22 protein-coding genes are annotated in these 18,602 nt (G+C 55.8%); 11 read left to right on the top strand and 11 right to left on the bottom strand.

What is annotated here, in order from left to right; genetic code table 11:
• Positions 1-394: 394 nt before the first annotated feature.
• Complete coding sequence (gene uvsE, locus SH421x_RS10550; RefSeq protein WP_488855492.1) at positions 395-1,591, top strand: UV DNA damage repair endonuclease UvsE; 1,197 nt, start codon at positions 395-397, stop codon at positions 1,589-1,591.
• A gap of 425 nt (positions 1,592-2,016) precedes the next feature.
• Here the strand turns inward: uvsE and SH421x_RS10545 are convergent, their stop codons facing one another.
• The 3 genes from SH421x_RS10545 to SH421x_RS10535 all read right to left on the bottom strand — a co-directional run bounded on the left by SH421x_RS10545 (position 2,017) and on the right by SH421x_RS10535 (position 3,953).
• Complete coding sequence (locus SH421x_RS10545) at positions 2,017-2,544, bottom strand: hypothetical protein (protein WP_488855490.1); 528 nt, start codon at positions 2,542-2,544, stop codon at positions 2,017-2,019.
• Positions 2,545-2,586: 42 nt separating this feature from the next.
• Positions 2,587-3,450, bottom strand: coding sequence for a hypothetical protein (locus SH421x_RS10540; RefSeq protein WP_488855489.1), 864 nt, complete (start codon positions 3,448-3,450; stop codon positions 2,587-2,589).
• 137 nt (positions 3,451-3,587) lie between these two features.
• Positions 3,588-3,953, bottom strand: coding sequence for a hypothetical protein (locus SH421x_RS10535; RefSeq protein WP_488855488.1), 366 nt, complete (start codon positions 3,951-3,953; stop codon positions 3,588-3,590).
• A gap of 200 nt (positions 3,954-4,153) precedes the next feature.
• Here SH421x_RS10535 and proC point away from each other — a divergent pair, with 200 nt between their 5' ends.
• Both proC and SH421x_RS10525 read left to right on the top strand, forming a co-directional pair.
• On the top strand, positions 4,154-4,957 hold the full coding sequence (proC, locus tag SH421x_RS10530; protein WP_488855487.1) for a pyrroline-5-carboxylate reductase: 804 nt from the start codon (positions 4,154-4,156) through the stop codon (positions 4,955-4,957).
• Positions 4,958-5,036: 79 nt separating this feature from the next.
• Entirely contained in the window at positions 5,037-5,288 is a 252-nt protein-coding gene (locus tag SH421x_RS10525; protein ID WP_488855486.1) for a hypothetical protein, read from the top strand.
• 107 nt (positions 5,289-5,395) lie between these two features.
• On the opposite strand, the gene SH421x_RS10520 is transcribed toward SH421x_RS10525, so the two are convergent.
• The 3 genes from SH421x_RS10520 to guaA form a co-directional block, all read right to left on the bottom strand.
• On the bottom strand, positions 5,396-5,581 hold the full coding sequence (locus SH421x_RS10520) for a hypothetical protein (protein ID WP_488855485.1): 186 nt from the start codon (positions 5,579-5,581) through the stop codon (positions 5,396-5,398).
• A gap of 119 nt (positions 5,582-5,700) precedes the next feature.
• Positions 5,701-7,374 carry an energy-dependent translational throttle protein EttA gene (gene ettA / locus SH421x_RS10515; RefSeq protein ID WP_488855483.1) on the bottom strand — a complete coding sequence of 558 codons (1,674 nt, stop codon included), beginning with the start codon at positions 7,372-7,374 and terminating at the stop codon, positions 5,701-5,703.
• A 658-nt stretch (positions 7,375-8,032) separates the two neighbouring features.
• Complete coding sequence (gene guaA, locus SH421x_RS10510; protein WP_488855482.1) at positions 8,033-9,616, bottom strand: glutamine-hydrolyzing GMP synthase; 1,584 nt, start codon at positions 9,614-9,616, stop codon at positions 8,033-8,035.
• Positions 9,617-9,888: 272 nt separating this feature from the next.
• On the opposite strand from guaA, the gene surE reads away from it, so the two are divergent.
• The 4 genes from surE to SH421x_RS10490 all read left to right on the top strand — a co-directional run bounded on the left by surE (position 9,889) and on the right by SH421x_RS10490 (position 12,057).
• Positions 9,889-10,653 (top strand): 5'/3'-nucleotidase SurE, encoded by a 765-nt coding sequence (gene surE / locus SH421x_RS10505; protein WP_488855480.1) that lies wholly within the window; start codon positions 9,889-9,891, stop codon positions 10,651-10,653.
• Positions 10,654-10,793: 140 nt separating this feature from the next.
• Positions 10,794-11,291, top strand: a complete 498-nt coding sequence (locus SH421x_RS10500) for a hypothetical protein (RefSeq protein ID WP_488855478.1) — start codon at positions 10,794-10,796, stop codon at positions 11,289-11,291.
• Between the two features lie 53 nt (positions 11,292-11,344).
• Positions 11,345-11,761: an addiction module protein gene (locus SH421x_RS10495; protein WP_488855477.1), complete on the top strand. Its 417-nt coding sequence runs from the start codon at positions 11,345-11,347 to the stop codon at positions 11,759-11,761.
• Positions 11,758-12,057 (top strand): hypothetical protein, encoded by a 300-nt coding sequence (locus SH421x_RS10490; protein ID WP_488855476.1) that lies wholly within the window; start codon positions 11,758-11,760, stop codon positions 12,055-12,057. Before SH421x_RS10495 ends, SH421x_RS10490 begins: the two co-directional genes overlap by 4 nt.
• 83 nt (positions 12,058-12,140) lie before the next feature.
• On the opposite strand, the gene SH421x_RS10485 is transcribed toward SH421x_RS10490, so the two are convergent.
• Both SH421x_RS10485 and SH421x_RS10480 read right to left on the bottom strand, forming a co-directional pair.
• On the bottom strand, positions 12,141-13,469 hold the full coding sequence (locus tag SH421x_RS10485) for an outer membrane protein assembly factor BamB family protein (protein WP_488855475.1): 1,329 nt from the start codon (positions 13,467-13,469) through the stop codon (positions 12,141-12,143).
• 59 nt (positions 13,470-13,528) lie between these two features.
• Positions 13,529-13,765 (bottom strand): FmdB family zinc ribbon protein, encoded by a 237-nt coding sequence (locus SH421x_RS10480; RefSeq protein ID WP_488855474.1) that lies wholly within the window; start codon positions 13,763-13,765, stop codon positions 13,529-13,531.
• 101 nt (positions 13,766-13,866) lie between these two features.
• Between SH421x_RS10480 and SH421x_RS10475 the strand changes: the two genes are divergently transcribed.
• From SH421x_RS10475 to SH421x_RS10460, 4 genes are all read left to right on the top strand, one after another.
• The gene (locus tag SH421x_RS10475) at positions 13,867-14,559 is read left to right on the top strand and encodes an NAD(P)H-hydrate epimerase (protein ID WP_488855473.1); all 693 of its coding nucleotides are present in this window, start codon (positions 13,867-13,869) and stop codon (positions 14,557-14,559) included.
• Complete coding sequence (locus tag SH421x_RS10470; protein ID WP_488855472.1) at positions 14,556-15,146, top strand: hypothetical protein; 591 nt, start codon at positions 14,556-14,558, stop codon at positions 15,144-15,146. The genes SH421x_RS10475 and SH421x_RS10470 overlap by 4 nt, the downstream gene beginning before the upstream one ends.
• A 130-nt stretch (positions 15,147-15,276) precedes the next feature.
• Positions 15,277-15,627: an IS5 family transposase gene (locus SH421x_RS10465; protein ID WP_488855470.1), complete on the top strand. Its 351-nt coding sequence runs from the start codon at positions 15,277-15,279 to the stop codon at positions 15,625-15,627.
• Complete coding sequence (locus tag SH421x_RS10460; protein WP_488855468.1) at positions 15,530-16,111, top strand: IS5 family transposase; 582 nt, start codon at positions 15,530-15,532, stop codon at positions 16,109-16,111. The genes SH421x_RS10465 and SH421x_RS10460 overlap by 98 nt, the downstream gene beginning before the upstream one ends.
• 199 nt (positions 16,112-16,310) lie before the next feature.
• Here the strand turns inward: SH421x_RS10460 and SH421x_RS10455 are convergent, their stop codons facing one another.
• Genes SH421x_RS10455 through SH421x_RS10445 form a run of 3 tightly spaced genes read right to left on the bottom strand, consistent with a single transcriptional unit; the run spans position 16,311 to position 18,421 of the window.
• A complete protein-coding gene (locus SH421x_RS10455) occupies positions 16,311-17,117 on the bottom strand; it encodes a DUF4198 domain-containing protein (RefSeq protein ID WP_488855467.1) in 807 nt (268 codons plus the stop codon).
• 49 nt (positions 17,118-17,166) lie between these two features.
• Positions 17,167-17,709: a DUF2271 domain-containing protein gene (locus tag SH421x_RS10450; protein WP_488855466.1), complete on the bottom strand. Its 543-nt coding sequence runs from the start codon at positions 17,707-17,709 to the stop codon at positions 17,167-17,169.
• A 49-nt stretch (positions 17,710-17,758) separates the two neighbouring features.
• Positions 17,759-18,421 (bottom strand): PepSY-associated TM helix domain-containing protein, encoded by a 663-nt coding sequence (locus SH421x_RS10445; protein ID WP_488855465.1) that lies wholly within the window; start codon positions 18,419-18,421, stop codon positions 17,759-17,761.
• Positions 18,422-18,602: the final 181 nt, after the last annotated feature.

Raw genomic sequence — 18,602 nt, 5'->3', positions numbered from 1 at the left:
GGGAGATTTGCATCTTTCCATCACGTCAAATCGTTTTACTAACCAAGCCAATTTAAAAATGGCAGCTTGCCGCACAAGCAACTATTTCTTGCCGTGAAACACCGTGATTTATCCGCGGTATCCGTGTTCCATTCTTTGTCCTCCAATAGCGCAACTTCAAAACCTGCGCCTTGGGCTGGTTTTGCGTTTTTGAGCGCAGGGCGGTATTGACTAGCTTGCCTAGCCGACCGATCGCCCAGCATGGGAACGATCAAATGGATCTCGAACCGCAAGCCAATTCCCAGGAGCCCCCGTTAATTTGCCCACTTTTCGCGGTTACACTCTTATCCGCATGGCGGATCTCCGGCTGGGGACATCCGGGGCGAGTGTCAATCTTTGGGAACTGTTAAAATTTATGGCCGAGTCATCCACCACCAACACCCGGCTTGGTCTCTGCTGCATCTTTCATGATCAGCCGATCAAGTTTCGCAATACCACCGTCAAGTCAATCAGCGGCATGCCGCGTGATGCGGGGCTGGCCAAGTTGTCGGTGCTGGGTTTGGCCAATGCCGATGCGCTGTTGCTGGCTCTGCAATTTTGTGCAGAGCAGGGGATTGGTTGTTTCCGGATCAATAGTCAAATCTTGCCGCTGAAGACGCATGCCGAGTGCGGCTACACGATGCACGAGCTGCCGGAGGGAGACGAGATTGTGCGACGGTTTCGGGAGTGTGGAAAATTCGCCCAGTCGAATGAGATTCGCACTTGTTTTCATCCCGATCAATTTGTGGTGCTCAACTCACCGCGAGCCGATGTGGTGGATCGTTCGATCGCCGAGCTAGAGTATCAGGCCGAAGTCGCCGAGTGGGTTGGCGCCGATGTGGTGAACATTCACGGCGGCGGAGCGTATGGGGACAAGACGGCGGCTCTATTGCGATTTGAAGAATCGTTGTCACGGCTCTCGCAACGTGCTCGCAGTCGGCTCACGGTCGAGAATGATGACGTCACTTATACGCCTAGCGATTTGCTGCCGCTCTGCCGGTCGACCGGCGTTCCACTGGTCTATGACGTGCACCACCATCGCTGCCTTCCCGATGACCTGTCGGTCGAGGAAGCAACCGAGCAAGCAATCGCAACCTGGGATCGCGAGCCGATGTTTCATCTATCGAGTCCCCTGGAAGGTTGGAAAGGCCCCCAGCCGCGGCGCCATCATGACTTCATCAACATCGTCGACTTTCCCGACTGTTGGCGCGAGCGAAAGTTGACCGTCGAGGTCGAAGCGAAGGCGAAAGAGGTCGCCGTGCTAAAGCTGATGAAACAGCTGGTGAAACCATGGACGGTCTATATCGTGCAGTGCGCCGATGGATCGCTTTATACCGGCGTCACCAACGACCTGCCGGCGCGGATCGCCAAACATAACTCAGGCGATGGCGCCAAATACACACGCAGCCGACTGCCGGTGGTGGTGGTCTATCAAGAGACGCACCCGCATCAAAGCGCGGCGCTAAAACGCGAGCTGGCGATTAAAGCTTTGTCGCGGGCAGCGAAGGATGCGTTGATTGCTGGTGGAAGTCTGAAAATCAGGAGTCCCGATCCGGCTCCGAGAAAAGACTAACTTTGCTCGTCGTCTTGATTCTTGACGTCGACGCTCGTCGTGAGTAGCCAAAGCCCAATGACAGTCGAAACCAAGAAAAAATGAAGATGTGCGGCCAGAATCAATCCGAATCCGCATTAACTCAATGCACTAACGGAGAGCCAACTTGAATGCGCCGTGAGCGAAGAAATCCCCAATGCGAACAGAAGCAGAATTAACTCGACAAATGGCAAGGACGACCATACTCGTTTATCTTTGCTGAGCAACATCGCGTAAGGCATACCGAATGACGATAGAAAAAAGCAAGCCACGATGACGAAGGCTCCGCCGCAAGCTATCAGAAAGTAAACGTCGGCGATCATTTTCATCCTCTCACGGCCGAAGGCTAATGCAAAAATCTCTGTCTTCGCGAATTTGCACTACTCAATCGCAACACGATCCGACTATTACTTTGGCGTATCCCTTGCTGGTTCGCTGAAGCGAGTAGGCGTCTGTGGCAAGGGAACGACAGGGCTCTCGTCAGCTTTACGTGGAAGCGGCTCTAACGCCTTCGCATCGGCCTTCCAAAGCTTATCATTTGTCAACAGAATCAGACTGCTCTTGGGTGCAATCGTCACGAACAAAACCTGGACATCCCGTATTCTTTCTGAGCCATCGAGATCCTTTAAGATGTGCCCGCGAATTCGTAGTGCGAGAACGCCGTTAAGCTGGGATGCCGTTTTTTGCAATTCTTCCACAAATTGAGGAAGCGATTTTTCACAGCGAAGTGATCTCGGCAAATCTTTCTTTTCCATCCCTGGCAATATCTCTAGCAGATAATCGTTTCCCTTCCCCTGGGCCTGCGGTGTCGCCCACATCTCCTCGGCCAGGGCGACGTCGGGAATGCAACTTAGCCCAGCGATGGCCATAAGAAAAGCCAGTATGGAGAGCCGTTTGTTACGCGTAGACATTGAATGTTCTCCCAGGCGGGCCAAAATAAGGTCACCGAAACAATGGCGCGAATGATCGAGCTGACTTCACTTCGAGAGAAGCTCACAAACCCTGATCGGAATATCGTACGCTGCGTGACCATTGGCATGATTATCGATAACTTCGAGCCTGAGCACAAAGTCACCAGCGCGATTGAGGGAAAAATAGATACTGAATGGGAGCGGGAGCAGATAGGATTGATTGAAACGAGAGTTGGGCGGTGGAGGGCTGCCATGGATGACTCCTGGCTGGGAGCCGATAGGGCGACCTGCTTTGTCCAATAGCGAAATCTTGGTGGTCAGATCTGACTTTTCTGCCTGGACGCTGTATCCGGCAATTTTGAAAAACAGGAATGGGGTCTGACCAATCGTGAAAACGCCGCCTGAGGAACTCAGACCTCCGGAATCGATGGCCAGATAGATTTCTTGCGCACCAAACGATTCTTTGGAGAGTATCTCGAACTCGGTCTTCAGAGTTTGCTCTTGCTGGCTATTGTGATCCTGTATGAGCGTACGCACAGTATACTTGCCCGGCTCTAAGTCCTCTGAAATCCTTGTCGAGTTCGTTGAGTGAGTCCCTCCGCAGAAGAGATCGTACGTCATCCGGACCGCAGCTAATTTGGCGATCATATCTCCCTGAGCGTTGTCAATTTCCTGACTGATGGAATAGTCGACTTCTCCCTTGTCGTTCTTTTGGAGGCCGGTTGTGGTGATTGTCGCAAAGAACTTTTCTCCCGCAAAGAACGATGCCGAGCGACCTGGGCCCATCGGTCCGTAGGTAAATCGCACCGTGGCTTGGGGCGGGGCAGGGCGATCGCTCTTGCCTATCTCAGCGCCGCTGGCGAAATTAGTTGCGTGCGCCGCAACCGCGATCAGGACGCATAGACAGGGAAACAAGTGCTGGCTCAACATCAGCGGCGATCCTTGCTGAGTGATCGTGACGGGAGATCGCGCCTGCTGGGCGGTGGCGTCGACTGGATGGCTTATTGCCTACCGAGTGAGGGCGGACCAAGATGGGTGCGCCCTAGAAATGCTGCTTGCCTGGTTGCTTAGAACCGAGGGCGTTCGAGCGACATGAAATCGTCGACCGTTTCGGCCGGGGCCGGTTCGCTGCTGCCGAACATCGAGTCCCACCACGAGACCGATTCTTTCTTCGGCTTCTTCAGGCTGGGGACCACCTTTTTCGGTTTGTCTTTGGCGTCGTCAAACGGATTCAAAAAGTCGGCCGTCTTGCTGAAGAACTGCTGCGTGCTGTGATTCATTTTTGACAGCGTGCTTGGTTCTTTGCGTGCTGTCTTCTTGGCCGGTTTGCTGGCAAATGGGTTATAGATTCCCCATTCGGCCTGGGCCGGGCTGCTGGATAGCGCAAGTAGAAACAGACCCATCAGCGCCACACTCATCCATTTTCGGTACATGACTCTCGTTCCTTCCACAGTATGTAGAGACTTGCGGGGGAGACTTTGTCAAAAAGCGGAATCGGCGTCTAGAGCAATCTTTGGCCCCCCGCATAGGCTGCTTTCCGCCGGTGGAGAGCGGCGGACGCATTGTCCCCTAGGGGGCAATTCTTTAGCATTGAGCGTTTCCCAGCACAAACTTGGCAGAAAGTCGGGCTGAAATGAGCAAAATCGGTTTCTTGGGCGCCGGCCAGATGGCGCAAGCCCTCGCTCGCGGCTTCGTGCAGGCCGATCTGGTCCATCCGGCCGATATCATTGCGGTCGATCCCTTTCCGGCGGCCCGAGCCGCATTTGGTCAGTTGGTCCCCGGCGCTAATACGAGCGACAGCGCCGCCAAACTCGCGAGCGAAGTGGGTGTGATCATCCTGGCAGTCAAACCGCAGATGCTGAAGTCAGCGATCGCCGGCCTCGGCGTGATCGGCGACGGGGTGCTGCTGGTATCGATCGCGGCCGGAACCTCCCTGGCTCGACTGGCCGAGTGGACCCGCTCTGACCGAATTATCCGCGTCATGCCCAATACTCCCTGCCTGATCGGCGAAAGCGCCTCGGCATTTTGCACCGGCCCGGGGGCGACGTCTGACGACGTGGCCCTGGTCGAAAAGCTGATGGGCGCCGTCGGCGTGGTTCGCCAAGTCGAAGAGAAACTGATGGACGCGGTGACCGGGCTGTCTGGCTCGGGACCGGCTTATGTGTATGTGCTGATTGAAGCGTTGGCCGACGCTGGAGTGCGAGTAGGCTTGCCGCGCGACGCGGCGCTGCAGATGGCGGCTCAAACAGTCCGCGGCGCAGCCGGCATGGTTTTGCAGACCGGCGATCACCCGGCGGTTTTGAAGGACCGTGTCGCAAGTCCCGGGGGGACCACGATCGCGGGACTTCAAGCGTTAGAAGCAGGCGGTTTTCGCGCGGCCGCGTATGATGCGGTGACGGCGGCGACCGCCAGATCAAAGGAATTGGGAGCGGAATAATTTCGGCGCCCCTTTCCTGCGAAACTATAATTTACACAGGCGGTTACTTGGCGACTTGCGCCGAAGAGGAGATATCGAAATGTCTTCGTTGTTTTGCATGATTGACGACAAGCACGTTCCCTTGTACCGGATCTTATGGATCGCGGACGTACCGCATTTTTGCGGCGCCGAAGATTGCTTGTGTGAAGGCCAGTACGAAGTTCGGCTGGAACAAGGAGAGTCGCTGTGGACGAAGCGAGAAGAGCGGGACACCGTGATTGCAGCCCTGGAGCGTTGGCACGCAGGCGACGACTTTGACGATGTCGAAGGGGGGGAAGAGCCCTGGGATTAGTCACCCGTTTTGTTCGACCAAAAACAGAAAAAACGGCCACCGCGAAAGATCGCGACGGCCGTTTTTTGTTGAATCGAAGTTGGGAGCCGATCTTTCGGCCCCAATCGCTACTTCTTTTTCTTCGCCGTCTTTTTAACGGCCGCTTTGGCCGACTTCTTTTTGGCGGAAGTGTCGCTCTTTTTCGCAGGCTCAGCTTTTTTCGCTGGCGACGCCTTCTTCGAAGGCTCTTTGCCGAACGCAGATTCCCAACCGCTGGAATACTTTTGATTGGAACCAACGCGAATAATAGACACGGCTCAATACCTCGTAGTTAGACAAACGTTTTTGAATGGTCGTAGGTTCAGCAATTGTGTTACCGGATCGCCGCCGCAAGGTCAAGACTCTGCGGCAAGACGAATCCGTTCTCTTACCTCTAGTGTTGCAGCTTTTTGTACTTGAACCGCGGCGGCTGATCGGGGTTGATACCAAGACGCTCGCGGCGTTGACCTTCGTAAGTGCTAAAGTTTCCTTCGCACCAGTGAACGTAGCCATCTCCTTCAAACGCCAGGATATGCGTCGCCAAGCGATCCAGGAACCAACGATCGTGGCTAACCACGACTACGCAACCGGCGTAGTTCATCACCGCTTCTTCCAGCGCTCGCAGCGTGTCGACGTCCAAGTCATTGGTCGGTTCGTCCAATAGCAGAACATTTGAGCCACGACGCAACAGCGCCGCCAGATGAACGCGGTTGCGTTCACCACCAGACAGGACGCCGACCTTCTTCTCTTGGTCAGGACCGCGGAAGTTAAACCGCGAGACGTACCCGCGAGAGTGAACCTTGCGGTTGCCCATCACGATGGTGTCGTGCCCGCCCGAGATCTCTTGGAAGACCGTCTTTTCGGGGTCGAGCGCATCACGCGATTGATCGACGTAACCGAGCTCGACCGTCGGACCGATGCGGAACTCGCCCGAGTCAGGTTCGGTCTGTCCGGTCAGCATTCGGAACAGAGTGGTCTTACCGGCACCGTTGGGGCCTACCACGCCGATGATGCCGCCTGCCGGCAGGTGGAAGCTGAGATTGTCAATCAGCACCTTATCCCCGTACGCTTTGGTGACGTTTTTGGCTTCGATGACCAAATCGCCCAGGTGCTTGCCCGGGGGGATCTGGATTTCGAATTCGTCGTTTCGATCTTCAAACTGCTCGGCCGCCAATTTTTCGTAGGCGTTAATACGGGCCTTGCCTTTGGACTGCTTCGCTTTTTGCGAGCTGCGAATCCATTCCAATTCGTTGGCCAAAAACTTCTGGCGTGCCTCGGACTGTTTTTCTTCCAGCGCCAGACGCTTCTGCTTTTGCTCAAGCCAAGACGAATAGTTCCCCTCGTAGGGGAAGCTGCGACCATGCTCTAGCTCGAGAATCCAACCGGCGACGTTGTCCAGGAAGTAGCGATCGTGGGTAATCGCGACAATCGTGCCGTGATAGGCCTGAAGATGATGTTCGAGCCACAAAATCGACTCGGCGTCAAGATGGTTGGTCGGTTCGTCCAACAGCAACAGGTCAGGCTTCTTCAGCAACAGTTGACAAAGCGCAACACGGCGGCGTTCACCGCCAGAGAGGGTCGAGACTTGGGCGTCCCCCGGAGGCAGATTCATCGCGTCCATCGCGATCTGGATCTCGCGATCAAGCTCCCAGCTGTTGGTCGCCTCGATTTCGTCCTGCAGCTTGCCCATCTCTTCGTACAGCGCATTCATCTCTTCGTCTTCAAGCGGCTCGCCCAGCTTCATGCTGATCTCGTTGAACCGCACCAGCAGATCGCGACGATGGGAGACCGCCTCTTCGACGTTTCCATAAACGTCCTTGTCGGGATTCAGCTGCGGCTCTTGGGCCAGATAACCGACAGTGAACCCGGACGTTAGCTCCGCAACGCCGTCATACTCTTTGTCGATGCCGGCCATGATCTTGAGAATAGTGCTCTTTCCGGCGCCGTTCCGCCCTAAAACGCCGATCTTGGCGCCGGGGTAGAAAGCGAGCCACATCTCTTTGAGGATCTCGCGCTGGCCGAACTTTTTGGTCAAATTCTCGATCGTGAATATATGTTTTTTACCCATGCAGGCTCTCTCTAACGTCTTTCATAGCTAGCGTTTAGTGGTGTTGCGGGTAATGTAGAATCGCAACCGATTATAGCGAGTTTGCGTGTTGGATCTGCCCGCTGATTTACGAGAGGAAGAATTCTTCCCAAAAAAGCGAATTAAGGGTTGTGAGATAAAGGTTCAGTGATATCATGAGTGCATCGAACATCGGTTCGGATCAAAGCTCTTATCTTAACTCCACGCGATCGTTAGCTGTTTCGGCTTCGAGCACCCACCAGCTCGCCCCGCCTGCCGAGACGGTAATACGACCGACTGATCCCGTTCATGGGCGCGACTGTTCCCAACAGTCGCGCCTGTTTTTTTGCGCTGTAAGCAAATCATGGGAATCAGGGTGCGCAAACTCTAGGCGCCATGCTCTTGCCGCGGCTTCGCGGGATGAGCATGTCCTAAGACCTTGTCTAGCCCATCTATTTGTCCGATCGCATCCAAAACATGCTCATTCGTCGAAGACGCCGTAAGAGCATGGCACCCGAAAATTCTCTTGGACGCAATAAAAGAGTCAATGTCTCTATTCGCTCCAGCACGGCTCATACAGCCGTGGCGCCCAATATCAACATTGTAAGGGGAGACAGCCGGCGCTGTCATTCCCCAGCTTCTTTTCGTAGCTGAGCGGGGATTATTCCCACTCAATCGTCGCCGGCGGCTTGGTGCTGATATCGTAGCAGACGCGATTGACCCCTTTGACTTCGTTGATGATTCGCGTCGAGATCCGGGCCAAAACTTCGTACGGCAGATAGCTCCAGGTCGCGGTCATAAAGTCGTCAGTGTTGACGCAGCGGACGGCGACCGCGTTTTCATAAGTGCGAGCATCCCCCATCACGCCGACACTTTGCACCGGCAACAACACGGCAAACGCCTGGGACGTCTGGCGATAAAGTCCCGCCGCTTTGATCTCGCTGACGACAATCGAGTCGGCCTCGCGCAGCACGGCCAGCTTTTCTTCGGTGACGTCGCTCAAGCAGCGAACCGCTAGACCGGGGCCGGGGAAGGGATGTCGCCAGACCAGATCTTCCGGTAGTCCTAATTCGAGCCCCAGTTTGCGAACTTCGTCTTTAAACAAATCCCGCAGCGGCTCGATCAGCTCGAAGCCGAGTTCCTTCGGCAGACCACCGACGTTGTGATGCAATTTGATCGTCGCCGCCGGCCCATCCAGGGCGGCGCCACTTTCGATCACATCAGGATACAGCGTCCCTTGCGCCAAGAACTTGGCGTCTTTGATATTGCGGGCTTCGGCCTTGAAACAATCGACAAATTGATAGCCGATGCGGCGGCGTTTCTCTTGCGGTTCCGTGATGCCGGCCAACTGCTTCAGGAACTCGTCCTTGGCGTCGACCACATGCAGGTCGGTCTTGAAATGCTTGGTGAACTCGGCGATCACCGACTCGGCTTCTTGCTTCCGCAACAGGCCGTTATCGACCAAAATACAAGACAATTGCGGGCCAATCGCTTGATACAGCAGCGCTGCGACCACCGCCGAATCAACGCCGCCCGAGAGACCGCAGATCACGCGGTCGCTGCCGACCCGCTCGCGAATCTCGGCGATTGTCTGCTGGGCGAAGTCGTGCAGTTTCCAACGTCCTTCGCATTCGCAAACCGAGATCACAAAGTTGCGCAGAATCTGGAACCCCAGCGGCGTGTGGGTTACTTCGGGATGAAACTGCATCGCGTAGAGCGGCAGTTCTTTATGTCGCATCGCGGCGATCGGACAGGTTGACGTGCTGGCCAGCGATTCAAACGAATCGGAGACGTTTGCGACCTGATCGCCATGGCTCATCCAAACGTCGGTTTCGCTTGGCAATCCGCCAAACAGGTCTTCGTTGGGCGAAATGCGGATCTTGGCGTGACCATATTCGCGCTGCGACGTGTTTCTTACCTCGCCGCCAAAGGCCTGACACATTAGCTGCATGCCGTAGCAGATGCCCAGGACCGGAATCCCCATCGCGAATAGTCCGGGATCACACTGCGGCGCTCCTTGTTCGTAGACGCTGGAAGGGCCGCCCGAAAGGATAATCCCTCGCGGGTTATGCGCAGCGATCCGCTCGACGGTGATGTCGTGCCGGACGATTTCGCAATAGACGTTTTGTTCACGAACGCGCCGTGCGATCAGTTGGGCGTACTGCGAACCAAAGTCGAGGACGAGAATTTTTTCGTCAGAGATGCGAGAGGCGTCGGAGTTGTTGTCAGTGGCAGGTGCCGTCATCGCCATCCTTCCGTCGAAACCGGAAAACGAAAAAGCCCGCCCAGAAATCGGCGGGTGAAGGAAACCGCGTATTATATCGCGATCGCCAAAGCCTGCAAACTAGCACAGCGGCGCCCCCAACTGCGGCTAGGCGCGATCCGCAGGCTTGCCGCCAGCGTTATCTGGAAGGGCTCTTCCCCGGTTTACCCCTAGCGCGGCGCCGCCTAGCATGAAAGATCGCAACAGAGCCGCGCACCGAAATTGCCACCCTTGCGTTCAAAACGGATCGAACGATGGAAATCTTGCTGACCAATGACGACGGAATTTACGCCCCCGGATTGGCCGCGATGGAGCGCCAATTGCAAAAGCTGGGAAATGTCACCGTCGTCGCCCCCGCGACCGAACAAAGCGGCGTCGGGCACTCGATCACTTTTTTGAGCCCTTTGGTCTGCAAAGAAGCGTATGACGGCGATCGGCTGCGTGGTTACGCCGTCGAAGGGAGCCCGGCCGACTGCGTCAAGATCGGCGTCTTCGAGTTTTGCAAACAGCGTCCTGATTTGATCGTTAGCGGGATCAACGGCGGGCTAAACGCCGGGATCAACGTTCTTTACTCCGGCACGGTCGCAGCGGCGATCGAAGGGGCGTTCTTTGGCATCACCAGCGTCGCGGTCTCGCTCGAATGGGACGAGAACCCGCTATTTGACGTCGCCGCACTCAAAGGCCGCGAGATTATCGAGAAGATCTTGGCCCAAAAAGGAGAGCCGGCGCAGCTGTTTAACCTCAATTTCCCCAGCGCCGCACTGCGGAAAAAATCGATTGTACAGGTTGTACCGATGGGTCTGGCCCGCTACGGCGAACATTTTATCAAGCGAAAAGACCCCCGGGGACGCGACTATTATTGGTCGACCGGCGACCCCAGGCCCGAACATGGCTCGGAAGAAACCGACCTTTCGGCATTGGAGAAGGGGGATATCACGCTGACTCCGCTGCACTTTAATTTGACCGAGAATGCGTATCTTGACCGAATGAAGTCTTGGGATTTGCAAATCGCTGACTAGACTGGAAGTTACCCCCCAGTTCTGCATGGCGAATTTCGCCGTGCCGTACGCTGTTGCAATTGAAGCGACGGCTGTCTGATTTATTCGCCGCAACTCGTAACGGACGCGCGCGGCGATGCGCCGAACTCCCTGTTCGAACCATGAACGTATGCCGCTTTATTGCCGGGCTGTGCCTGGTATTTGCTGCCGTAACCACGACCTATGGTCAAGACTGGCTCACGTCTCCCAGCTTCTTCAGTCATAGTCCCGAGACCGGTGACCGCGTTGCGCAGTACGAGGCCGACCCGGCCGTCAACCAACCGTATAACCCTAGCTATATGAGCTCTGGGTATCGCCAATTCCGTAGCCGCATCGGCGCTGGCAGCAGCGTCGACAACTACCATATCGTTCAAGAATGGGGGCGACCGGTTCGACCTTACGGCGAATGGCTCCGTCCGTTTCGGCCCTACTCGGTTCCGTACCAACTGTGGGGCGCTCCGTTCCAAGGTCTAGGGCCGACCTTTAACAACAACTTCGGCGGTTTTCCCCAACCCTACGGCCCCGGTGGCGGTGGCGGTGGCGGCGGCTACGGCCCCGGTGGTGGCGGCGGTTATGGATCAGGCGATGGCTACCCCGGCTATCTCGAAGGGGACATCTAAAAGAAGGGCAGGCCATGCCTGCCGTCGCTTAACCCCAAACGATCATCGCGTCGATGCCAGGCAAAACTGCGGCATCGGCGCTGAGACGATTCATGCGAGGTACTTCGTCAGGGCAAGGCCTGACCTCGGCTACTCGACACAAAAAACACTCGACGACGCCGCTGATTCCTGCCAAAATAGCCGAGTCAGAATTACGAAGGAAAAAGCCGATGCCCCCGCGCGAACAGATCGCTCAACAAGCCATGGCGTTACCCCCAGCAGACCGACAGTATCTTGCTGATCTACTAGAACGAAGCCTTCCAAGCGGCGACTTTCGGTCACCCGAGATTGCGGATGCTTGGTCGCAAGAGATTGATCGCCGGATTGCCGCTTTTGATCGCGGGGAAACCACCGCAGTCGATTTTGACACAGCTCTTGATAGCATGCGCCAGTCCCTGGAGATGCATCGCTCGAACAAGACGGCCTCATGATTTTTATCGTCTTACCAGAAGCACAGGGAGACGCAATTAACGCGGCGATTTGGTACGACGATCTTCATCCGAGGTTAGGAACGGAGTTTCTAGAGGAAGTCCGCGGGGCATTCGGCAAGATTCGTGACGAAAGTAGTTCCCTCACAAAGTTGGAGACTTACACAGGCAGCTACGACATTCGACGAGTGCTGCTCAAGCGTTTTCCCTATGCAGTGATTGTGTTGTGCCGCGATGATAAGATCTTGGTCGTCGCAATCGCCCACACAAGCCGCCGTCCACTCTATTGGCTGGAGTGATTGAATTAAACGAATACAGGCGTTGCCTCTGAAAACTCAGGCAGCGACTACGTTCGCGGTACTTTGTCAGGGCAAGGCCTGGCCTACCGTTCACCAATCCGATACAGATCGCTCTCGGTTCGTAGAATGATCGCGCCTTCCAGCAGCAGCGGACTGGCCATGATTTGGCCGGCGATTTGGTTTTCGGCCAGTATTTTAAACTCGCGGCCTGGGGCGACGACGATCGTTTTGCCATCTTCGTTGCAAAAGTAGATCCGCCCCTGGGCGATCGCCGGCGAAGCTGAAAAATTGCCGCCGAGCCGTTCGGTCCAGACCGTTTCGCCATTTTCGATATCCACGCAAGTCGCGACTCCGCGGTCCGAAACCATGTAGAGTAAACCTTCCCACAGCACCGGTGAGGGCTTGGTTGGCACCTGTTTGTTCATGGTCCAGCCGACATGCGTATCGGTCACGTCCCCTTGCCCGTCGACGCTCATCGCCCAAAGTTCAGGCCGCGTAAAACCGGTGCAAATATAGACGACGCCATCCTGAAAAACGGGTCTTGGTACGTTCGAGAATCCGTCGCCATGATCAACACGCCACAGTTCGTTGCCTGTGAGTGGGTCGTAGGCGCAGTCCCATTGGGCGCCGGGGATGATCGCCATGGTGCGACCTGCCCAAGTGACGACCAGCGGCGTGGCGTACGCTTTTTGCATGTCGCCATCTTCTTTACGATGCGGGGGTCGATCGGTCTTCCACAATTGTTCGCCGGTGTTGGCGTCCAATCCGCAAACGTACTGCTGGTCGGCGCCGTCACAGGTCAAAATCATCACTCCGCCATGCACCACCGGCGAACTGCCTGGCCCCACGTTGTGTTGCAGCGGTAATTGATTTTTCCAGACAACTTCACCTTTGGTCGTATCGACGCAGCATGTGCCGTAGGTGCCAAAGTGGCAATACAACCGATCCGCGACCAGCACCGGAGAAGGGGAAGCGTAGCTGTTGGTTGCATGAATCGGATCAGGATTTTCAATGTAAAACAGGTCGACCTGCTTCCCGATCTGGCCGGTCGCATAGTCGACTTCGATCGCGCGCAGCTGGATCGACGCCGCCAGTTCACTGGTCATTTGCTGAAACTTTGGTTTCCCTTTCAGCTTTTCGTCAAACGCTTCCTGCGATGCTTTGGTCGTGATCGCGGTGGTCAGCCACAGTTTGCCGTTGCCCAGGACCGGCGACGACCACCCTTTGCCTTCAATTGGCGTTTTCCAGGCGACGTTTTCCTCTTCAGACCATTTCAGCGGCACATTAGTCGCTTCACTGACTCCATCGCCGGCCACGCCGCGAAACTGCGGCCACGACTCTTCCGCCCATGCAGACGCACAGCAGGCCAGTACGCAGATCGTCGCTGCGGCCAGTCGATTGGAGAAGCTCATCAGGAGTGAACCTTTGCGGAATATTTGGCAGGGAGTTGGCGAAGTTAAAATCCGTTTTTCTAATCGAAATGACAGCCGCCGCCGCCACATTGCCCAGCGCCGCATCCGCCAAACGAACTGGGCGGCGCCGCCATCGGCAAGCTTTGCGAAGATCCGCCGGTATGCGCGGCAGGTACGCTCCAAGCTTTTTCTAGTTGGGTAGCCCCGCACGTGGGGCAGGCAGGCGTCTCTTCTCCGCGGACCAACGTCTCAAACTCACAATTACATTTCGTACAGACGTATTCAAACAGCGGCATTGTGATGTGGCTCCTGTTGGATCGATTTCCCACGGCGGGGGGTTTGTCTTATCATAACGGCCGGGGCTTTCTCTCGAATACGCCAAACCGACCGAGCTATTATGCCCAAACCTACCGGTTTTTCGCAAATCACCCGACAACAGGTCCGCGCCGTCGACCAGATCGCGATCGAGCAATTTGGGGTTCCCGGCGCAGTGCTGATGGAAAATGCGGCTCGGGGGTGCGCCGATATTCTAGCTGCGCGCAACGCCCAATGCGTCCGAATCTGCTGTGGAAAAGGGAATAACGGGGGCGACGGGCTGGCGATCGCGCGGCATTTGGACCTGCTGGGGATCCCAGCCCAGACTCTCCTCTTCTGCCGGCCTGAAGAGATCAACGGCGACGCCGCGATCCAGCTAAACATCGTGCAGCAAGCGCGACTGCCGCTACAGATCATTCCAGTCGATGTTACGGACGAGACGCTCAACCAGCTGCTGGCCGGCGCCGACTGGATCGTCGACGCGTTATTAGGAACCGGCATGCAGGGCAACCCGCGTGCGCCGCTGGATCGCGTGATCAGAGCCATCAACCGCAGCAGAGCATCCAAATTGGCGGTCGACCTGCCCAGCGGCTTGGACTGCGACACCGGCACGCCGGGGGATCCGACAGTTCAAGCAACGGTGACGGTGACGTTTGTGGCTCCTAAGGTTGGCTTTGCGGCCGACTCAGCGCAGCCCTACCTGGGAGAAGTGATCACGGTAGGAATCGGAGCGCCGCGCCAGGCGATTGAACTGGCGATGAAGGAGGAAGGTTGAAAGGTATTTATGTCGAAGGGGTCGGGTATACCGGCCCGCCGAATGTCGAGCAGTTGGATGTTCCTGAGCAGCCTTCGCAACCTCCGTCTCTGCGTCAACCTGTGCAGATGAAGCTAAGCGATCTGCTGGCGTTGCCGCTATCCATCGGCGTGGTGTTGTGGCTTTATCTGAACTCACCTCTGATCGAAGGGCTGATCCTCTCGGCGGTTTTACTGGTGATCGGCGGCGTACTTTCGTGTTGGCCCGAGAAGCAGCAAGCCAGCGAAAGCCAGACTACGCCTCCGTCGATTGATTGGCCAACCGCTTGGCTGATGCGAGTGCGATATGGCTTGATCAGTTTTGTCTTTGGATTTGCTTGCTCGCTGGGTTTAGCAGTACTGATATTTTTTGTGCCCAGCTTTCTCCTCCCGTGGAGAGGAGATGGACATGCAACGATTAGTTGGATGGGCAATGAAATTCGCTGGCTCTCATTGGGCTGTGGCGCAATCGGCTTTGGCTTGCCCAAGCTGGGTCAATGGATGGTTCGGCCCGCTCGGTATTTCTCACGGAACTTTGTGCCGGGGCTGCTTCACTTACTTGCTAGTTAGAGATCGCAAATTCCTAATAACAACAAAGCTGCACACTCTAGGCTCTGTCAGAAAACGAAAATTTGACTTCTGCCGTCCAGCCTCGAAGGCTTGAAAGAGACGCGTTTTCTTTCAATTCAAGGAGGTAATCATGGAACGGCATCGACTTACGAATGATCAATGGGAACTGATTCGCGGCATCTTTCCACCTCCGGCGGCGACGGGGCGTCCTCGCGTTTCGCGGCGGCAAGTGGTCGACGGCATTCTGTGGATCTTGCGAACCGGCGCTCCGTGGCGCGACCTGCCCGAGAAGTACGGCAAGTGGGGGACGGTCTATGATTTGTTTACGACGTGGAACGCCGACGGAACGCTCGACGAAATTCTCGATCTGCTGCAGGCCGCGCATGTCGATACCGGCACGATCGACCAAGAATTGTGGTGCGTCGACGGAACCGTTATTCGCGCCGCTCGCTGTGCGGCGGGAGCTAAAAAAGGGGCGTAGCGACGCAGCTAGCGACGAGGCGTTAGGCCGTTCTCGCGGGGGTTTTAGCACCAAATTGCATTTGTTGTGCGACTCGAAAGGGAATCCGTTGCATGCCTGCCTGTCGCCTGGCCAACGGCATGATTCGCAGTTCCTAGAAGAGCTTCTCGACGGCTGCGAAGTCTGCGGCGATGAACGAGACGAAGCGATTTGGCCCGTGTTTCTCGCTGGCGACAAAGGATACCGTGCGGACTGGATTGACGAGTATCTGATCGAAGAAGGAATCTTGCCCGTCATTCCGAGCAAAGAAGACGAAGATCGCTCCGCGCGACTGGTCGAGTTTGATCGCGAAAAATATCGCCGCCGCAACATCGTCGAACGGCTCATCGGCTGGCTGAAAGAATGCCGCCGAGTCCTAACCCGCTTCGAGAAACGCGCCGCGAATTTCCTTGGGATGGTGAAGATGGCGTTCATTCAGCGATACTTAAAAATGATGACTTGTTAGGGTTTTCTGACAGAGCCTAAAGGTTCCACTGCGACATTGGATTTCTCAGCAGTCGCCGGCCAGGTGAACGACACTTCGACCTGTTCGCGGCCAGAATAAGATCGCTTACGAGCAGCGACATCGTTACCACGACAAAAGGGGCACGGCAATCTTATAACGACAGCCATGCCCGCTTCATGTCACTCCGATCTGGATCGGACTACTCCGGCAGCACTTCTAAGGTCGCTGCATAGCTTAGGCGACGACCACTTGCTGCTGAGATTGTCGTTTTGTCATCTTGAGTTGACGTTTCTAACCAGTACATGCCTGGCTCCTCCCACGCGACCGTAAATTCGCCGCTGGCGTCGGTCGTTGCATGAACCTCTTCCTGGGAATTGCGATAACGCGTACCGCCGCGAACGATCTCGACTTTCAAGCCTTCCATCGGCTTACCGTCGACCAGCAAGCGAAACCGACTCTTTTCGCCGGCGTAAAGATCGTTCGGATGCTGAACCGCAATCAATTCAATTCCCTTTCCGCTGGGCTTGAGCGCCGCGCTGCTGGGCGCCCCATTGGTTACGAAAGTCTCAACGCGACCTACGCTTTCGGAGACGCGCAAGTTTTTCGCATCCTGGGGAACTTCTATCGCAAAGTTCTGAGGCGAGCCGCGCCAACGCCGTGGTTGACCATTTTCTTCCCAGTTTGCAAACACGCCCTGGTTCAGTACGGCGATGCGATAGGTTCCTTCCTGCTGCAATTGCAGGTCGAACACGCTCCGATATTTACCGGTTGCTTGATTGGCCGCTTCGACGATCGCGCCATCGGGGGCAACGATTTGCAAGTTATCGAGCGACAATGGAAAGTGATTAAAATAAAACAGATCGTTCGAGACGGCGGCGTCGACTGTTACCCATGGCTCGGCGCCGGACAAGACTGTCTGCGAAGGCAACAGCCAGACTTTATGTGCCGAAGCAGTCACTGAAAACAGGCCGACAAATAGCAGCGACACCCAGAGAGAAATTTTCATCAGCAACTCCTTGATTGGTTTAGCGATATTGGAAGAGCAAGGGGGACAGTTAAGGACGCATGACTAACGTGATACTCCCCAATTCTTCCTTTCCGTGCACTTCGATTGATTTTGCTTCCGTCACCGGCCATGCGAACGGAATCTTGATTAGTTCGCGACCGCCAACTTCGCGAGCCGCTTCGACGATCAGCGTATACTCACCCGATTTTAGTTTGGCGAGTTGATCATCTTGATTGAGCGGCACAAGGTGCTTTCCAGCAGGGCGTGTCGCGCCAGAAACGCCATCGACCGGCAAATCCAGAGCGCGTCCCGATCGACGCCACCACTGTCGCAGGTCAGGCAACCATTTGGTCCCTTGCCCTTCGGTGGTTCCTTTGAACTGATACCAGACGGCTACGTTTTGTACGACCTGATCTTCAGCGTCCTGAATCCAGATCGCCACGTAAGGCCGATGATATTCGGAGACGTTTAAGCGAGGAATCTCGATCGTCAGTTGCAGCTTCTCTTGGGGTTGGTCTGCCCTATTCACGCCGAACGATAACAGCGCCAGAGTCACGGCGATAATCGCGCCAAAAAGACGATAATTGTTCATGGGTAAAACATGCGAGGGGATCAAAGGCGAATCAGTAAAAGCTACGAGGTCAATGCATCAGAAACATTGCGATCAACAGCGGTAATACAAATCCGAGCCCGACCAAAGGCCAGGTCAGTCGCCGCTGCTGCGCATGGAAGTACAACAAATAGAGCCCGGTCAGACAAAAAATGAGGGTCGCAATCGCAAAGATATCAAGGAACCAACTCCAAGCGGTCCCGGTATGGCGGCCTTTGTGCAGGTCATTGAAGTAGGCGACCCAGCCGCGTGTTGTCCGCTCTAGCTCGACGTCGCCGCTCTCGCGATCGATACTCAACCACGCGTCCACACCGGGGCCCTGCATTGAAAGATAGACGTCATCTTCCGTCCACTCGGCCGGCTCCGCTGGGATCGAAACGGCCAACTCGCGGCGAAGCCAGCGGTTCAATTCGACCGGCAAAGGGTGCTCTCCTTCCTCCGGCTGCTGACGCAAGACTTCCATCAGCTTGGCAGGGACCTCTGCAGTTTTATGGAAAACCTGTGGCTCGGTCGTGATCTGGGCCGCGTGATTAAGCGTGATTCCGGTGACAGCAAACGCGATCATTCCAACCAAGCAAATCGCCGAGCTGATCCAATGCCATTTGCGCATCTGCTTATTCCAGAAGGTGCGGCTTTGGCGGCGACGTTCTTGAATAACACGTTTTTGCTGCGTAACTTCGACAGTTTCGGACATCAGGACCAGACCAAGTGGCGAACTAGTGAGACTCAATCTCAACTACCAATCGCCCCATCTTAGATACTCAGCCGCAAGAAAGCAACGCGGCGAAGAGTTTGGATGCGAAGTTTAACGCCGATCGACGCAAGATGGGTTGCAGCACAGCAGAATCGCCGCCAGTTCATTTAGCGATGATCGC

The organism is Blastopirellula sp. SH421 (assembly GCF_057808535.1).
The sequence above is the reverse complement of the archived record's forward strand: the minus strand, read 5'-3'. Positions and strand labels throughout refer to the sequence as shown.

Coding starts and splice junctions, on each gene's coding strand:
- uvsE (WP_488855492.1), top strand. CDS start 395: ATGGCCGAGTCATCCACCACCAACACCCGGCTTGGTCTCTGCTGCATC.
- SH421x_RS10540 (WP_488855489.1), bottom strand. CDS start 3,450: ATGTTGAGCCAGCACTTGTTTCCCTGTCTATGCGTCCTGATCGCGGTT.
- SH421x_RS10535 (WP_488855488.1), bottom strand. CDS start 3,953: ATGTACCGAAAATGGATGAGTGTGGCGCTGATGGGTCTGTTTCTACTT.
- proC (WP_488855487.1), top strand. CDS start 4,154: ATGAGCAAAATCGGTTTCTTGGGCGCCGGCCAGATGGCGCAAGCCCTC.
- SH421x_RS10525 (WP_488855486.1), top strand. CDS start 5,037: ATGTCTTCGTTGTTTTGCATGATTGACGACAAGCACGTTCCCTTGTAC.
- ettA (WP_488855483.1), bottom strand. CDS start 7,374: ATGGGTAAAAAACATATATTCACGATCGAGAATTTGACCAAAAAGTTC.
- guaA (WP_488855482.1), bottom strand. CDS start 9,616: ATGACGGCACCTGCCACTGACAACAACTCCGACGCCTCTCGCATCTCT.
- surE (WP_488855480.1), top strand. CDS start 9,889: ATGGAAATCTTGCTGACCAATGACGACGGAATTTACGCCCCCGGATTG.
- SH421x_RS10500 (WP_488855478.1), top strand. CDS start 10,794: ATGAACGTATGCCGCTTTATTGCCGGGCTGTGCCTGGTATTTGCTGCC.
- SH421x_RS10495 (WP_488855477.1), top strand. CDS start 11,345: ATGCCAGGCAAAACTGCGGCATCGGCGCTGAGACGATTCATGCGAGGT.
- SH421x_RS10490 (WP_488855476.1), top strand. CDS start 11,758: ATGATTTTTATCGTCTTACCAGAAGCACAGGGAGACGCAATTAACGCG.
- SH421x_RS10485 (WP_488855475.1), bottom strand. CDS start 13,469: ATGAGCTTCTCCAATCGACTGGCCGCAGCGACGATCTGCGTACTGGCC.
- SH421x_RS10480 (WP_488855474.1), bottom strand. CDS start 13,765: ATGCCGCTGTTTGAATACGTCTGTACGAAATGTAATTGTGAGTTTGAG.
- SH421x_RS10475 (WP_488855473.1), top strand. CDS start 13,867: ATGCCCAAACCTACCGGTTTTTCGCAAATCACCCGACAACAGGTCCGC.
- SH421x_RS10465 (WP_488855470.1), top strand. CDS start 15,277: ATGGAACGGCATCGACTTACGAATGATCAATGGGAACTGATTCGCGGC.
- SH421x_RS10460 (WP_488855468.1), top strand. CDS start 15,530: ATGTCGATACCGGCACGATCGACCAAGAATTGTGGTGCGTCGACGGAA.
- SH421x_RS10455 (WP_488855467.1), bottom strand. CDS start 17,117: ATGAAAATTTCTCTCTGGGTGTCGCTGCTATTTGTCGGCCTGTTTTCA.
- SH421x_RS10450 (WP_488855466.1), bottom strand. CDS start 17,709: ATGAACAATTATCGTCTTTTTGGCGCGATTATCGCCGTGACTCTGGCG.
- SH421x_RS10445 (WP_488855465.1), bottom strand. CDS start 18,421: ATGTCCGAAACTGTCGAAGTTACGCAGCAAAAACGTGTTATTCAAGAA.